Annotated in this window: 12 protein-coding genes; 9 read left to right on the top strand and 3 right to left on the bottom strand. The window is 72.2% G+C overall.

Translation table 11 applies throughout. The features are described 5' to 3' along the window. Positions 1-14 precede the first annotated feature (14 nt). The 9 genes from PZB77_RS08665 to PZB77_RS08625 all read left to right on the top strand — a co-directional run bounded on the left by PZB77_RS08665 (position 15) and on the right by PZB77_RS08625 (position 9567). Entirely contained in the window at positions 15-161 is a 147-nt protein-coding gene (locus PZB77_RS08665; protein WP_275491986.1) for a hypothetical protein, read from the top strand. 49 nt (positions 162-210) lie between these two features. After that, positions 211-621, top strand: a complete 411-nt coding sequence (locus PZB77_RS08660) for a hypothetical protein (RefSeq protein ID WP_275491985.1) — start codon at positions 211-213, stop codon at positions 619-621. Further along, positions 621-1829 (top strand): pyridoxal-phosphate dependent enzyme, encoded by a 1209-nt coding sequence (locus PZB77_RS08655; RefSeq protein ID WP_275491984.1) that lies wholly within the window; start codon positions 621-623, stop codon positions 1827-1829. Before PZB77_RS08660 ends, PZB77_RS08655 begins: the two co-directional genes overlap by 1 nt. Continuing rightward, positions 1826-3457, top strand: a complete 1632-nt coding sequence (locus PZB77_RS08650; protein WP_275491983.1) for a thiamine pyrophosphate-dependent enzyme — start codon at positions 1826-1828, stop codon at positions 3455-3457. The genes PZB77_RS08655 and PZB77_RS08650 overlap by 4 nt, the downstream gene beginning before the upstream one ends. A gap of 2 nt (positions 3458-3459) precedes the next feature. Beyond that, positions 3460-4722 (top strand): ATP-grasp domain-containing protein, encoded by a 1263-nt coding sequence (locus PZB77_RS08645; protein WP_275491982.1) that lies wholly within the window; start codon positions 3460-3462, stop codon positions 4720-4722. A gap of 174 nt (positions 4723-4896) precedes the next feature. After that, the gene (locus PZB77_RS08640) at positions 4897-5706 is read left to right on the top strand and encodes an HAD family hydrolase (RefSeq protein WP_275491981.1); all 810 of its coding nucleotides are present in this window, start codon (positions 4897-4899) and stop codon (positions 5704-5706) included. Then, positions 5703-6695 carry an asparaginase gene (locus PZB77_RS08635; protein ID WP_275491980.1) on the top strand — a complete coding sequence of 331 codons (993 nt, stop codon included), beginning with the start codon at positions 5703-5705 and terminating at the stop codon, positions 6693-6695. Before PZB77_RS08640 ends, PZB77_RS08635 begins: the two co-directional genes overlap by 4 nt. A 368-nt stretch (positions 6696-7063) precedes the next feature. After that, positions 7064-8323, top strand: a complete 1260-nt coding sequence (locus PZB77_RS08630) for an ATP-grasp domain-containing protein (RefSeq protein ID WP_275491979.1) — start codon at positions 7064-7066, stop codon at positions 8321-8323. Next, the gene (locus PZB77_RS08625; protein WP_275491978.1) at positions 8320-9567 is read left to right on the top strand and encodes an MFS transporter; all 1248 of its coding nucleotides are present in this window, start codon (positions 8320-8322) and stop codon (positions 9565-9567) included. The genes PZB77_RS08630 and PZB77_RS08625 overlap by 4 nt, the downstream gene beginning before the upstream one ends. Positions 9568-9665: 98 nt before the next feature. Here the strand turns inward: PZB77_RS08625 and PZB77_RS08620 are convergent, their stop codons facing one another. The 3 genes from PZB77_RS08620 to PZB77_RS08610 all read right to left on the bottom strand — a co-directional run bounded on the left by PZB77_RS08620 (position 9666) and on the right by PZB77_RS08610 (position 14803). Beyond that, the gene (locus PZB77_RS08620; protein ID WP_275491977.1) at positions 9666-10997 is read right to left on the bottom strand and encodes an aminotransferase class I/II-fold pyridoxal phosphate-dependent enzyme; all 1332 of its coding nucleotides are present in this window, start codon (positions 10995-10997) and stop codon (positions 9666-9668) included. 81 nt (positions 10998-11078) lie between these two features. After that, positions 11079-12992 (bottom strand): ABC transporter ATP-binding protein, encoded by a 1914-nt coding sequence (locus tag PZB77_RS08615; protein ID WP_275491976.1) that lies wholly within the window; start codon positions 12990-12992, stop codon positions 11079-11081. Continuing rightward, positions 12989-14803 carry an ABC transporter ATP-binding protein gene (locus PZB77_RS08610; RefSeq protein WP_275491975.1) on the bottom strand — a complete coding sequence of 605 codons (1815 nt, stop codon included), beginning with the start codon at positions 14801-14803 and terminating at the stop codon, positions 12989-12991. Before PZB77_RS08610 ends, PZB77_RS08615 begins: the two co-directional genes overlap by 4 nt. Between the last annotated feature and the right edge of the window lie 49 nt (positions 14804-14852).

The raw sequence follows: 14852 nt of genomic DNA, 5'->3' as shown, positions 1-14852 counted from the left end.
AAGGAATGGTCCCCATGCGTTTTGCAGCATCCGCGGTCTTCGTCGCGGTCTTCGTCCCGATCTCGCTGTACCGGCGGCTGCGGGGATCGAGCCGCTTCGGTCCGCGCTTCCACCAGGGCCCCTCGGCGTGGGACTCCCCCCGTGCGGCCGATCAGCGCTGACGGCGCTCGCTCACGGAACTCTCCCGCAGGACCGTCCGAGAAGCAGGGAATGATGTTTACCAGCAGAGAACCGTTCCGGCTGCGTTGGGCCGCGGTCATGGACCACACCCGCCGCGACCGCGCCATAGAGCCCTCGGCGTGGCAGACGCGGTGCATACGCGCGGGTGAGGTGCACGAGTTCATCAACGTGGGCCCCGAACCCCGTTACCCCGTCGACCACGTCGAGTACTACGGCTTCGCCACCTTCGAGACCTCGGGCGTCCTCGCGGTCGGCGACACCCTGGTCAGCGACGGGCGCACGCTCGGCACCATCAGCGGCTTCGACGAAACGCACATGCCGAACCACTACAACATTCTCGTCGAGAGCACGGACCTGCGAAACGGTCACGTGATCGGGCTGAAGGCCGGGACGGCCGTCATCACCTGCCCGCGAGAATCCAAGCGATCCGGGGGGATTTGATGTTCGACTACCAGAAGCTCTACGCGAACCACACACCATCGGGCCGGCCCGTCTTCCTCTGTCTCGAGTGCGAGAAGGAGACGGACGACCGGACCCACCGCTGTCCGTCCTGCAGGGGCGCGATCGACGTCCTGTACCCGCTCGACCGGGTGAGCTTCGGGGCGATGGACTCGAACCCCAACCCGCTGCGGCGCTACAAGGACGTCCTGCCCATCGCCGACGAGGACCACATCACCTGGCTGGGGGAGGGCAACACCCCCTGCACCAACGTGCCCGCGCTCGCCCGTCTCCTCGGTGTCCGCTCCCTGTACGTCAAGGACGAGACGCGCAACCCCACGCGCTCGACCAAGGACCGCATCGCCTCGGCCTCCCTGAGCCGCTTCAAGGGCCTGGGCGTCAGCGAGTTCGTGATGGCCTCCACGGGCAACAGCTCGATGGCCTACGCGAACTCCATGAGCCTCGTCCGCGGCTTCAAGCTGCACATCTTCGTGGGCGAGCAGTTCGCGTACCGCCTGAACTACGCGGACCACCCCCACATCGCCACGCACGCCGTCGCCGGCTCCTTCGTCGGCGCGGGCGACATCGCGCAGAAGTTCGCCGAGGACAACGGCTACTTCTGGGAGGGCGGCTTCTTCAACTACGCCCGCCGCGACGGCCTCAAGATGTCCTACATCGAGGCCTACCAGCAGATGCCGTCCGCCCCGACGCACGTCTTCCAGGCCATCAGCAGCGGCATGGGCCTGCTCGGCGGCTACAAGGGCGCGGTCGAGATGAACCGCGTCGGCCTGTTGGAGAGCGTGCCGGCCTTCGTCGGCGTGCAGGAGGACACCTGCGCCCCCATGGTCAGCGCCTGGAACGCGGGCCGCGCCAGGATCGCTCAGGAGGACATCGTCGACAACCCGCAGGGGCTGGCCCACGCCATCCAGCGGGGCGACCCGACCAACACCTACCCGTACCTGCGCGCGATGGCGCAGAACACGGGCGGCGCCATCGTGGCCGCGCACACGCACGACATGCACCTGGCCAAGGGGCTGCTGAAGTCGCTCGGCTTCGACGCCTGCTACGCGGCCGCCGCCTGCCTCGCCGGCGCGATGCGGATGGCCCAGGAGGGCACCCTCGGCGAGGACAGCGACCTGCTGATCAATCTCACCGGCACGGAGCGGCCCATGCTGCCCACGCCGACCAACATCCTGAGCGTCGCCTCGTGACGACGGTCGCGGACGAGATCGCCCGCAGACTGGCCGACCGCGGCGTCTCCCACGTGTTCGGATACCCCGGCGAGACCTCGCTGTCGCTGTACGCCGCCCTCCAGCGGAGCGAGGAGATCACCCACGTCGTCGGCAGGTGCCCCCGCGGAGCGGCGTACGCGGCCGAGGCGTACGCCCGGATCAGCGGCGGCGTCGCGGTCTGCGACGCCCCGGGCGGCATCGGGTCCCCCTACGTCACCCCGGCCCTCCTGGAGGCGTACAACAGCGGTACGCCGCTGGTGCTGATCACCTCGGGGCCGAGCAAGAGCACCCCCCGGCCGTGGGCGACGGGGCAGATCGAGCACACCCGGCTCTTCGACAGCGTCGCCAAGCACGTCCACGTGGTCCGCGAGCAGCGGGGCGCCCTGGGCGTCGTCGACGCGGCCCTCGCCCTCGCGGAAGGGCCCCGGCGCGGTCCGGTCGTCGTGGAGATCGCCCCCGACGTCCTGGAGGCCGAGGCGGACCCGGCGCTGCTGAACGCGGTGTCCACCGCGGCGGCCGTGACGGGGACCAGCCCGGCGGCCACGGCCGACGGCGCGGTCGCGCGGGCCGCCGAGGCGGTCAGGCGGGGCGCCGGCGTCGCGCTGATCGCCGGTGGCGGCTGCCACGCGGCAGGCGCCGCCGACGCCCTGGAGAAGTTCACCGGCCGCTTCGGCATCCCGGTGTTCACCACCCTCAACGGCAAGGGCGTCCTCTCCGAGGTCGGCACCGACCTCCCCCGTGTGGTCGGCTCCAAGGGCGACACCCCGGCGAACGAGTACATCAGCGGCTGCGAGGTCGTGCTCTACGCGGGCTCCAAGATGGGCGACAAGTCGACCCACCAGTACGCCTGGCCCTCTCCCGGTCAGTTCCTCGTCCGGATCGACCACGACCCGGACATCGAGGACACCGACCCGGCGCGCGGCAGCCTGCTGCGCGAGGAGATCGCCGACGGCCTGGGGGCACTCTCGGACGAGCTGGGGGAGTGGTCGTACACCGGCCCCCGCCCGTCGACCACCACCGCCGGCGACTGGTCGAAGACCGGCACCGCCTCGCTGGTGGCGACGGTCAACGCGCAGCTGTCGGAGCGGGACGTCTGCGTAGGCGAGGCCAGCGTCGCCAGTGGCTGGTTCGGCGCGCTGCTGCGCCTCGCGCCGCCGCAGCGCCTCATCACCCCGCGGGGCACCGGCAGCCTCGGCTACGCGGTCCCCGCGTCCGTCGGCGCGGCCCTCGCCCGGCCCGACGCCACGGTGTGGACCCTGGTCGGCGACGGCGGACTCACCATGTCCATCGGCGAGCTGGAGACCATCGCGCGCCTCGGTCTCCCCGTGAAGATCACCGTCCTCGACAACGGACGGCTCAATCTGATCGACCAGCACGCGATCCACCACCACCGGGCCGAGGCCGTCAGCCGCGACTTCCACCGGATCGACTGGTCGGTCATCTGTGCGGCGATTGGTCTGCCGGTGATGACGTGCGACGACCCGGAACGCGACGGGGCAGAGATCGCGTCCTTCTTCTCCCGGCAGGGCCCGGCCGTCCTCGTGCTCGACACGTCGGTCGACGAAGTCTCGCCGGACATGGCAATGGCAATTCGAAAGGCACACTGAACATGACCCTGATGATCCTGCACACCCGTAACGCGAGCCGTCGCAAGCACCTCGCCAAGGCCGCGGAGACCGCCCACGCGCTGGGCCACCGGGCGATCGTCGTGGTGGAGGAGCCCAGTTGGGAGCTGGAGTACGTCGACGCGGTCTACTCCGCGCCCACCGGCAACCTCGAAGCCACCGTCGCCCGGTGCCTGGAGATCGCGAAGGAGGAGTCCGAGCCCATCTCCGGCGTCATCGCGTTCGTCGAGCACAGCGTGCCCGCCGCCGCCGCGGTCGCCGAGGCGCTCGGCCTCCCGTACATCTCCTCCGAGACCGCCACCAAGAGCCGCGACAAGCTGAGCATGCGCGAGGCGTTCAGCTCGGTCGGCGTCTCGCAGCCGCGGTTCGCGCTCGCCACCTCGGTCGAGGAGGCGCAGAAGGCCGCCGAGACGATCGAGTACCCGCTCGTCATGAAGCCGATCATCGGCGGCGGCAGCATGTTCGTCCGCAGGGTCGACACCCCCGAGGAGCTCGCCGAGCACTTCGAGGAGATCCGGAAGGGCGCGTGGGCGGGCTTCGACTACGACCCGCTGTTCTTCCTCAAGTCCCGTTACTCGGAAGGGATCCTCCTGGAGGAGTTCCTCGTCGGCAACGAGATCAGCGTCGAGAGCTACGTGCAGAACGGCGAGACGGTCGTCGTCGCCGTGCACGACAAGCCGACCCCGATGGACGGTCCCTTCTTCGAGGAGACCTTCTACGCGACCCCGACCGTGCTGACGGGCGAGACGCTGGAGAAGGTCAAGAAGTACACGGCGCTGGCGCACCAGGGCCTCGGCATCACCCAGGGCGCGACCCACACCGAGTACCGCGTCTCCCCGGCCGGTGAGCCCTACATCCTGGAGACCGGCGCGCGCCTCGGCGGCGGCCCGGTCTACCAGAGCGTGCTGCTCTCGACCGGCATCGACATGGTCGAGGTCCTCACCAAGGTGTCGCTCGGCCAGACCGTCGACGTCTTCGTGAACAGCGAGAACGCCCGCCACGTCGGCTTCTCGCTGCACTTCGGCGAGCAGCCCGGCGAGCTCGCGGCCGTCGAGGGCATCGACACCCTGGAGGCCGACGAGACGGTCTCCGAGGTCATGATCTACAGCCAGATCGGTGACGCGATCGACGTCCCGCCGCGGGTCTGGCAGGCCCACGGCCACGTGATCTTCACCGGCGCGTCCCGCGACGACATCCTGGAGAAGCAGCGTCAGGTCAACGAGGTGCTCCGCTTCCAGGTCCGCTGATCCGCGCCGGCGCTCTCCCGGGCCGACGGGGGAGCGCCGGCGTCGGCGGCGGTGTGCACGGCGTCCGGGATGCGGCAGCGGTGGGCGCGGCCGCACCCCGGGGGCGCCGGTGCGCCGCCGCCCCGTGGGTGAGAAATCTGTCAGCTGTGGTGGGTGTGGTGGGTGTGATGACGCATGCGGTGTGACGCGATCTCCTTCGATCTGGACGAGACCCTCATCGACTACTCCGTGAGCTCGGTGCGGGCGCTCGAAGCGATCGGCGGGCGCCCTTCGGACCTGCCGCGGTGGTACGAGGCCTCCGCCCGGGCGGACCGCGAGATGAACCGGGGCGCCCTGCCCGCGGCGGAGTACGACGACGAGCGGATCGGCCGGTTCCACGCCGCGTGCCACGGCCGGAGCCCTTCCGCGTCCGAACTGCGCGACCTCGTCGACCGACGCCGCGACGCCGTCCTCACCCACGTGCGCCTCTTCCCCGACGCCGTCCGGTTCCTCGCCTCCGTGCGGGCGCACGGCATCACCTGCGTCGCCGTCTCCAACTCGTTCGCCGTGCTGCGCGAGGACATCGTCCGGCGACTCGGTCTGGAGACCCACCTCACCCACGTCACGTACTGCGGAGACGGCGTGCACCGCAAGCCCGCGAAGGAGGCGTTCGCCGACGGACTCGCGGCGCTGGGCGGGGCGGACGCCGTCGTGCACATCGGTGACGAGTACGAAGCCGACATCGTGGGCGCCGGCAACGCGGGCCTGCAAGGCGTGCACGTCAACCGGTCCGGCGGGCGCTGCGCACACGCCGGCACCTGCGTCACCTCGCTCGACCTCCCCCTGGAGCGCCGGGAGAACGGCCTCCACCTGGGGGCCGTCACCGGGCCGCGTCAGGGGTACCGCCGCCCGGCGCCCGCGGCACCGGCCGAAAGCCCCGGCCGGACCCCGCGCTCACCCGCGTTCCGGCCCACCACCCATCACCCCGAGGAGTGCTCGTCATGAGTTCCGCACCCACCGACGCCGTGTACCGCGGCGGAGTCCCGATCGCGGAGACGGTCCGCTCCGGTTTCACCGAGAGCTTCCACCGGGGCTCCGTCGCGGTGACCGACTCGTCGGGCACTCTGATCGCCGGTGTCGGCGACGCGGTCTCCCCCGTCTTCCCCCGCTCGGCCATCAAGCCGGTGCTCGCCGTCGCGATGCTGCGTGCCGGCTGGAAGCCCTGCGACGAAGCCGAGTTGGCCGTCGCTTCGGCCAGCCACTGCGGCGAGCCGATGCACGTGGAGCGGGTGGAGAAGATCCTCGCGGACGCCGGGCTCGACGGCGACGCGCTGCGGTGCCCGCCGGACCTCCCCATGGACCCGGCCGCCTCCCGTGCGATCGTCGCGGCCGGCGGCGAGGCCCGACGGGTCTACATGACCTGCTCGGGCAAGCACGCGGCGATGGTCGCGACGTGCGCCGTCAACGGCTGGGACACCGGGACCTACCTGGAACCCGGCCACCCGCTGCAGCGGCACGCCGCCTCGGTGATCGAGGAGTTGACCGGCGAGACCATCGTGGCGACCGGTGTCGACGGATGCGGGGTGCCGATCTTCGCGGTCGGCCTGACCGGCCTGGCACGCGCGATGACGCGCCTCGTGGAAGCACCCGAGGGAACCGACGAGCGTGCGGTGGCCGACGCCATGCGGGCCCACCCCCGCCTCGTCGAGGGCACCGGCCGCACGGACGTGCTGGCGATGGAGGCCGTCCCCGGCCTGCTGGCCAAGTTCGGGGCGGAGGGACTGCACCTGCTGGCCGCGCCGGGAGCCGGAGCCGTCGCGGTGAAGGTCGACGACGGCGCCAACCGCGCGTCCATGCCGGTCGCGCTGGCCGCGTTCACCACGCTCGGCCACCTGACGGTGCCGCCCTCGGCCCAGGAGGCCGTGGCGAAGCTGATCCGCCCGGAGATCCAGGGCGGTGGCCGACGGGTCGGCCACATCCGCACGTTGCTGTGACGGGGCCTCGGCGCGCGCCGGCGGCCGATCGGGTTAAATGGCGAGCTGTCACCGACAACGCCGTCGACCGTGGCGCCGCCCCGCGGGCCGGGGCGGTCCGCCGTCCCACCGGGCCGGCTCCGGCCCGGTGGGGACGCGGGGACGCCGGCACACGGCGTACCCCTGACGCGCGCTCATCCCTCCCACCGGTCGGGAACGCGACCGCGTGAAGGACCGGACGGGACACCCCCGACGAGCCCGATCCCATTCGAGAGAAGCGAACCTGTGAGAACTCCGATCCCGCACACGAGGAATGCCGGCCGACCGGACCCGACCCGGGGCGAACGCGTCACCGGTTCGCCGTTCCGCGAGGCGACGGAGGAGGCCCGATGAGGTACCTGGTACTCAACCGGACTCCGCTCACCACCGGACTCCGCTTCCCCGACTGGATCGGCACCGAGGACGAGGCCGTCCTGCTGACCGACACCGCGGCCGTCTCGACCGACCCGCGGGAACGCACCGCTCAGCTCGCCGGGTACGTCCACGTGGAGTTCATCGACGACTTCCACTTCAACCCGCTGGTGGAGAGCCTGGCCCTCGCGATGCACCGGCGGTCGGCCTTCGACCGCGTGCTCGCGCTCTCGGAGTTCGACATCCTGCGCGCCGCGCGCCTGCGGGAGCTGTTCGGCGCACCGGGGCAGGACGTCGCCTGCGCGACCGCCTTCCGCGACAAGCTCGAGATGAAGCGCATCCTCTCCGGGGCCGGCGTCCCGCTCGCGCGGTACGCGCCCGTGTCGAACCTCGCCGATCTGGTCGGCTTCGTCGAGAGCAACGGGTACCCGATCGTCGTCAAGCCCCGGCGGGGCGGCGGCTCCATGGACGTGCACGTCCTGCGCGGCGAGCAGGACATCGACCCGCTGCTCGCCTCCCACCGCGACCTCGGCACCGACGACGGCGCCCAGCTCATCGCCGAGCAGTACATCGAGCACGAACTCCTGCACGTCGACGGCATAGTCCTCGGTGGCGAGATCAGACTCCTCTGGGCCTCGACCCAGGGTGACAGCACCTGCCTGGACATCAAGGAGGGGCACGCGCTGCACAGTTGCCTCATGGACCCGGAGGACGAGCTGCTCGCCCCCGCCCAGGAGCTCACGCGCCGTGCGCTGGCCGCGCTGCCGACTCCGGACACCTCCATCTTCCACGCCGAGATCTTCCTGACCGGGGACGGGCGCATGGTGTTCAACGAGGTCGCCAGCCGGATGGGCGGCGGGATGATAGAGGACGTGCTCAAGCTCGGCTTCGGCGTCTTCCTGCCCGAGGTCATGGTCCGCTTCCTCAGTGGGCACCAGCCGCTCGACGTCCCGGCGGCGCCCCTGCGCATAGCCGGCCTCTCGCTGTTCCCGCCGCGTCCCGGCACCCTCGTGGAGATCCCCGAGGAGTGCCCGGTCCCCGGCATCACCCAGTACCGCAGGTACGCCGAGCCGGGCACCGAACTCGCCCTCGCGAAGCTGAGCGTGGAGAAGATCGGTGCCGTGCTCGCCACCGGCGACTCGCGCAAGGAGGTCGAGGCCGCCCTCCTCGACGCCCAGGCGTGGTTCGAGCGCTCCACCGTCATCCGGCCCACCGGCGAGCCGGACCTCGCGCCGTGATCGAGACGTTGCGCCTGGCCCGGCGGACGCCCGGCTGCCTCATGCTGCTGATCGGCAACTTCGCCGTCGCGTTCGGCAGCAACATCGTGATCCCGTTCCTCGCCGTCTACCTCACGCGCGAACAGCACCTCAGCCCCGTCGTGGTCGCGATGGCCATCACGGTCAAGTTCTGGTCGCAGCAGGGCCTGTCCATGCTGGGCGGCTGGATCGCCGACCGCACGGGCCCCGTCGCCGCCATGTGCGGCGGGCTCCTGGTCAGGGCGGTGTCGTACCTCCTGCTGCTGGCCGCCTCCGGATCCGTCCAGGTGGTCGCCGCGTGCGCGCTCCTGGGACTCGGCGGGGCGATCTACGTGCCGGCGTCCAAGGCGGCGCTGGTGCGCCTGCTGGGCACGGGGGAGCAGCTCAGGACGGTCTTCGCCCTGCGGAGCACCGCCAACAACGTGGGGTGCGCCGTCGGCCCCCTGGTCGGCAGCCTCCTGCTGCTCTTCGCCGACCCCCGGGTGGGCTTCGTCGTCACCAGCGCCATCTACGTGGCGCTCGCCCTCCTGCTGCTGCGCCTGCGCTCCCTGGCGGGCGCCGAGGAACCGGCCGGAGAGAACGCGGACACCCCGGCCGGGGCGGGGGGCGCGGCGGCTTCGACGGACCGCCGGAAACTCGCCTGGGTGCTCGCCTGCGCCTTCGCCTTCGGGTTCTGCTACATCCAGCTCGAGTACGCGCTGCCGGTCTTCACCGGAAGTGTGCAGAGCTCGTCGCTGGTCGGTGTCCTCTTCACCGTCAACGCGATCGCGGTGGTGCTGCTCCAGGTGCCGCTGAACCAGTACACCAGCAGGATCAGCAGCTCGGCGCTGGTCATCTGCGGTGCCCTGCTGTTCATGACGACCAGCTTCGCCGCCGCCTCGACGGGATCGGTGGGAGGCCTCGTGGCGTCGGTCCTGCTCTTCTCCGCCGCGGAGGTGCTGATCGATCCCCGGATCGACAGCGAGATGGCCAACACCGTCCCCGCGCACCGGCGCGGAATGGCGTTCGGCTTCATCGGCACCGCCATGGCCGTCGGCGGAGCCTGTGCCAACGGGCTGGCCGCCCTGCTGTCCACGGACGAGGGCGCCCCGGAACGGCAGTTCTGGCTGTGGCTCGTCGCGCTGAGCGCGGGCTTCGCCGCGATCCTCTACGTCGCCTCGTTCGCCACCCGCCACCGGGCCGGCGTGAAAGCGGGCCGGGAGACGAACGCCGCCGCCCCGGTCTGAGGGACGGCCCTTCTTCGCCCCGCGCGGTTTCCCGGAACGCGGTCCGTCGGACCGCGTTCCGGGAAACCGCGCCCCGGGCCGTACGCACGGGGAGCCGGTCAGGCGTACCGGGTCCCCGGGCCCGGCCGGACCGCGTCCGCGACCGCGTCGGCGAGCCGCTCCATCTCGGAGACGTCCACCTGCGAGACGGTCAGGCGCACCGCGGGCGACGAGGCCACCCGGAACCGGGCACCGGGCGCGACCGCCCATCCCGCCGCCTGGAGCCGCGCCACCGCGCCGGTCTCGTCGGCCACCGGCACCCACACGTTGAGGCCGCTGCGCCCCCGCGCCGCGACCCCGCGCTCGCCCAGGGCGGCGATCAGGGCGTCCCGGCGCGTGCCGTACGAACGCGCGACGGCGGCGGTGTCGTGCGTGCCGCGCTCCCACAGGTCCACCACCGCGTACTGCAGGAGCTTGCTCACCCACCCCGGTCCGAGCTGGAACCGCCCCTGCACCCGGTCCGCGGTCACCCGGTCGGCGGTGAAGAGCGCCAGACGCAGATCGGGGCCGTACGCCTTCGCCACGGACCGGACCGACGCCCAGCTGCGGGTGGCCCCCGCGAGGGTGTGCAGCGGCTGGTGCACGATGGCGTGCCCGTGGTCGTCGTCGATCACCAGGACGTCCGGATGGTGGGCGAGCAGCTCCCGCAGGGCGGTGGCACGCTCCGCCGTCAGGACGGCGCCGGTGGGGTTCTGGGCCCGGTCGGTCACGATCAGCGCGCGGGCCCCCCTGCCGAGGGCCGCGGCCACGCTCTCGGGGAGCGGCCCGTCGTCGTCGAGCGCGACGGGCAGCACCTTCAGACGCATCGCGGGGATCAGGTCGAGCAGGCCCGCCCACCCCGGGTCCTCGACGGCCACGGCGTCGCCGGGCCGCAGGTGCGCGGAGAGGAGACGTTCGATGGCGTCGAGCGCGCCCGACGCCAGCGCGACGGGGCCGTCGGGCAGGCCGTCCGCCCCGAAGGCGGCCCGGGCGGCGTCCTCCAGCTCCGGGACCACCGGTTCGTCGCCGTACCGGCCCTGGCGGCCCGCGTACCGGCGGGCGGCGGCGGCGAGGGCCTCGGTCAGCGACGGCAGCAGCGCCGGATCCGGGTTCCCGGTGGCGATGTCCCGTACGCCGGGCGGCAGTTCGGTACGGATGGCCTCGCGGGCGAGGGTGGCGGGCTTGGCCCGCACGTGGCTGCCGCGGCGGCCGTCGGTCTCGATCAGGCCGCGCTCGCGCAGGATCCGGTACGCGGCGGCCACCGTGTTGGGGTTCACTCCCAGCTCGGCCGCCAGCTCCCGCATGGGCGGCAGCGCGACGCCCGGAAGCAGTTCACCGGACGAGACGCCCCGTTCGACGCTGGCCGCGATGTCGGCCGCGCGGCCACCCGTGATCGCGTATTCACCTAGCACAAAAGGACTCTACGCCAGCACGGGGGCCGCGTCGTACGGGCGTGGGCGCCGGGGCGGGCGAAGGCCACGGGCCCGCCCCGCTCAGGCCAGACTCTCCCGCCACGCCCGGTGCAGCCCTGCGAACCTGCCCTCCCCGCCGATGAGTTCGGCCGGGGAGCCGTCCTCCACGATGCGGCCGTGCTCCATCACCAGCACCCGGTCCGCGATCTCCACCGTGGAGAGCCGGTGCGCGATCACCACCGCCGTACGGCCGTGCAGCACCGTGTCCATGGCCCGCTGCACCGCCCGCTCGCCGGGGATGTCCAGGGAACTGGTCGCCTCGTCCAGGATCACCACCGCCGGGTCGGCCAGCAGCGCCCGCGCGAACGCCACCAACTGGCGCTGACCGGCCGAGATCCGGCCACCCCGCTTGCGCACGTCGGTGTCGTACCCCTCGGGCAGGCTCTCGATGAACTCGTGCGCCCCGATCACCTTCGCCGCCCGCTCGATCTCCTCGCGTGTCGCGTCCGGCCGGCCGATCGCGATGTTCTCCGCGACCGTCCCGGAGAACAGGAAGGCCTCCTGCGTCACCATCACCACACCGCGGCGCAGCTCCGCCGCGGCCAGCTCCCGCAGGTCGACGCCGTCCAGCAGCACCCGGCCGTCGCTCGGGTCGTAGAACCGCGCGAGCAGCTTCGCCAGCGTCGACTTGCCCGCGCCCGTCGAGCCGACCACGGCCACCGTCTGCCCGGCGGGCAGGGTCAGGTCGAAGCGCGGCAGCACCTCGCCGCCCGTCCGGTAGGCGAACCGCACCCCGTCGAAGACCACCTCCCGCCCCGGCTGCTCCCCGCGCAGGGCGGGCAGCTCCACCGGGGCGGAGGGCTCCGGCACCGAGGGGGTCTGCGCGAGCAGGCCCGCGATCTTCTCCAGCGACGCGGCGGCGGACTCCCAGGAGTTGAGGAACATCGCCAGCCGGTCGATCGGGTCGTAGAGCCGGCGCAGGTAGAGCACCGCCGCCGCCAGCACGCCCAGCGCGAGCGTCCCCGAGGCGACCCGGTAGGCGCCCCACAGCACCATCCCCGCGACGGCGATGTTGGCGACGAGCCGGGAGCACACCACGTAGCGGGCCATCTCCAGCAGGGTGTCGCCGTTCGCGCGTTCGTGGCGGCGGTTCAGCACGTCGAACGCGGCGTCGTTGGAGCGTTCGCGGCGGAACGCCCGCACCGGCCGGATGCCGTTCATCGTCTCGGCGAACTTCACGATCACCGCGGCGGTGGCGGTGGAGCGCACCGCGTACGCCCGGCCCGCCCGCCGCCGGTAGAGCCGCACCAGCAGGTAGAGCGGCACGAAGGAGAGCACCGCGACCGAGCCGATGCCGGCGTCCAGCCAGAGCAGCGTGCCGGAGATGAAGACGAAGGAGAGGACCACGGTGATCAGCTCCTGCAGCCCCTCACTGAGCAGTTCCCGCAGCGACTCCACGTCCGTCGTCGACCGGGAGATCAGCCGGCCCGAGGTGTAGCGCTCGTGGAAGTCGACGCTCAGTGCCTGCGCGTGCCGGAAGATCCGCCCGCGCAGGTCCAGCAGGACATCCTGGTTGATACGGGCCGAGCCCCGGATGAAGGCGTACTGGAGGAGGCCGCCGCCCGCCGCGCAGAGCGCGTAGGCGACGCCCACCGCGATCAGCGGACCGTGGTCGGACTCCCGGAACGCGGGCACCGCGCGGTCGATCGCGTACGCCACGAGCAGCGGGCCCGCCTGGACGGCGGCCTGCTGGACGAGGAGCAGGACGACCGTCGTCAGCACCCGTCCGCGCAACGGCCGCAGCAACGAGGCGAGCAGCGCCCGGGTGGCGCCCGGCGACGTGGGCAGCACGTCGCGGTCGAACGCGTCACCGGACTCCGGCGAGACGTCCGGGCCGGTCTTCCCGGGGGCGGGTGCGGCGGGGGTGCTGTCGGTGCCGCCGGGGCCGTCGGTGCCCCCGGGGGACGGGGCGTCGGACGTGGTGGTACTGGTCATGGGGTCGTGACCTCCTCGGTGACCGTGATGCCCGGCCGTTCGGCGCCCGACATCAGCCAGGCGTACTCGGCGCTCGTGCGCAGCAGTTCCTGATGCGTACCGACGGCCGTGATCCGGCCGCCGGAGAGCAGCGCCACCCGGTCGGCGAGCATCACGGTGGACGGCCGGTGGGCGACGATCACCGCCGTCGTCTCCTCCAGTACGTGCCGCAGCGCCGCCTCCACCCGTGCCTCCGTGTGGACGTCCAGCGCGGAGAGCGGGTCGTCCAGCACCAGGAAGCGGGGGCGGCCGACCACCGCGCGCGCCAGGGCGAGGCGCTGGCGCTGCCCGCCGGACAGGCTGAGCCCCTGCTCGCCGACCTGGGTGCCGGTGCCCTCGGGCAATCCGTGCGCGAACCGGGCCTGGGCGACGTCCAGGGCCCGGCGCAGGTCCTCGTCGCCGGCGCCGTCCGCGCCCATCAGGACGTTCTCCCCGACCGTGGCCGAGAAGAGCGTCGGCTCCTCGAACGCCACCGACACCAGCGACCGGAGCCGCGCGCGGTCCATCAGGACGATGTCCTCGCCGTCCAGGGTGATCCGGCCGCCGGTGAGCTCGTGGAGCCGGGGCACCAGGGCGGTGAGCGTCGTCTTGCCGGAGCCGGTGGCACCGACCAGCGCCATCGTCTCGCCGGGCCGCACGTGGAGGTCGATCCCGGCGAGGACGGGCACGGCGTCCGGGGCCGCGTCCGGATAGCGGAAGGAGACGTCCTCGAAGACCATCCCGGCGGTCCCGGTCCCGGTCCCGGTGCTCCGGGCGGGGGCGACGGCTCCGCGCTCGCTCTCCAGCGCCACGTCCATGACCTCGAAGTAGCGGTCGGTCGCGGTCGCCGCCTCCTGGCTCATCGCGAGCAGGAAGCCGATCGACTCCACCGGCCAGCGCAGCGCGAGGGCCGTCGAGAGGAACGCCACCAGCGTCCCCGCCGAGAGATCGCCGTCGGCCACCTGGACGGTGCCGAGCACCAGCGCGGCGCCGATCGCCAGCTCCGGAACCCCGGTGATGAGCGCCCAGATCCCCGCCAGCAGCCGGGCCTTGGTCAGCTCGGTGGAGCGCAGCCGGTGCGACAGCGACGTGAACGCCCGCGCCTGGCTGCGGTGCCTGCCGAAGCCCTTGATGATCCGGATGCCGAGCACGCTCTCCTCGACGACCGTCGTCAGGTCACCGACCTGGTCCTGGGCGGTGCGGGCCACCAGGGAGTACTTCGACTCGAAGACGGAACTGAGGACCATCAGGGGGACCGCCGGGGCGAGCAGCACCAGCCCGAGCGTCCACTCTTGGAGGAACAGGATGACGAATCCGATGGCGATCGTGACCGAGTTGACCAGCAGGAAGGTCAGCGGGAACGCCAGGAACATGCGCACCAGCATCAGATCGGTGGTGCCGCGCGACAGAAGCTGACCGGAGGGCCAGCGGTCGTGGAAGGCCATCGGGAGCCGCTGCAGGCGGTGGTAGAGATCGGCCCGCATACCGGCCTCGACCCCGGCCAGCGGGCGCGCCACCAGCCAGCGCCGCAATCCGAAGAGGACCGCTTCCAGGATGCCCAGGAGCAGCAGCCACAGCGCCCCCAGCCAGACGCCGCCCGGGTCCCGGTCGGCCACCGGGCCGTCCACCATCCACTTGAGGACGAACGGGATGACCAGCCCGAGGCAGGACGCGACCACGGCGACGAGGGCGGCGGCGAGCCAACGGGCGCGTACCGGACGGAGATAGGGCCACAGACGCGTGAGTGAGCGCACGGTGGACCGGTTCGTGCGCTCGGCGGGATTTTCGGGCATCAGGGGTGATCCTATGTTTCACCGCTGACATCCCCCACAGGGTTTTTCC

Source organism: Streptomyces sp. AM 2-1-1 (genome assembly GCF_029167645.1).
In the GTDB taxonomy this organism is placed as follows: domain Bacteria; phylum Actinomycetota; class Actinomycetes; order Streptomycetales; family Streptomycetaceae; genus Streptomyces.
The sequence above is the reverse complement of the archived record's forward strand: the minus strand, read 5'-3'. Positions and strand labels throughout refer to the sequence as shown.

What these genes read in the sequence shown, in the direction of transcription:
- PZB77_RS08665 (WP_275491986.1), top strand. Translation starts at nt 15, where the DNA reads ATGCGTTTTGCAGCATCCGCGGTCTTCGTCGCGGTCTTCGTCCCGATC.
- PZB77_RS08660 (WP_275491985.1), top strand. Translation starts at nt 211, where the DNA reads ATGATGTTTACCAGCAGAGAACCGTTCCGGCTGCGTTGGGCCGCGGTC.
- PZB77_RS08655 (WP_275491984.1), top strand. Translation starts at nt 621, where the DNA reads ATGTTCGACTACCAGAAGCTCTACGCGAACCACACACCATCGGGCCGG.
- PZB77_RS08645 (WP_275491982.1), top strand. Translation starts at nt 3,460, where the DNA reads ATGACCCTGATGATCCTGCACACCCGTAACGCGAGCCGTCGCAAGCAC.
- PZB77_RS08640 (WP_275491981.1), top strand. Translation starts at nt 4,897, where the DNA reads ATGCGGTGTGACGCGATCTCCTTCGATCTGGACGAGACCCTCATCGAC.
- PZB77_RS08635 (WP_275491980.1), top strand. Translation starts at nt 5,703, where the DNA reads ATGAGTTCCGCACCCACCGACGCCGTGTACCGCGGCGGAGTCCCGATC.
- PZB77_RS08630 (WP_275491979.1), top strand. Translation starts at nt 7,064, where the DNA reads ATGAGGTACCTGGTACTCAACCGGACTCCGCTCACCACCGGACTCCGC.
- PZB77_RS08615 (WP_275491976.1), bottom strand. Translation starts at nt 12,992, where the DNA reads ATGACCAGTACCACCACGTCCGACGCCCCGTCCCCCGGGGGCACCGAC.
- PZB77_RS08610 (WP_275491975.1), bottom strand. Translation starts at nt 14,803, where the DNA reads ATGCCCGAAAATCCCGCCGAGCGCACGAACCGGTCCACCGTGCGCTCA.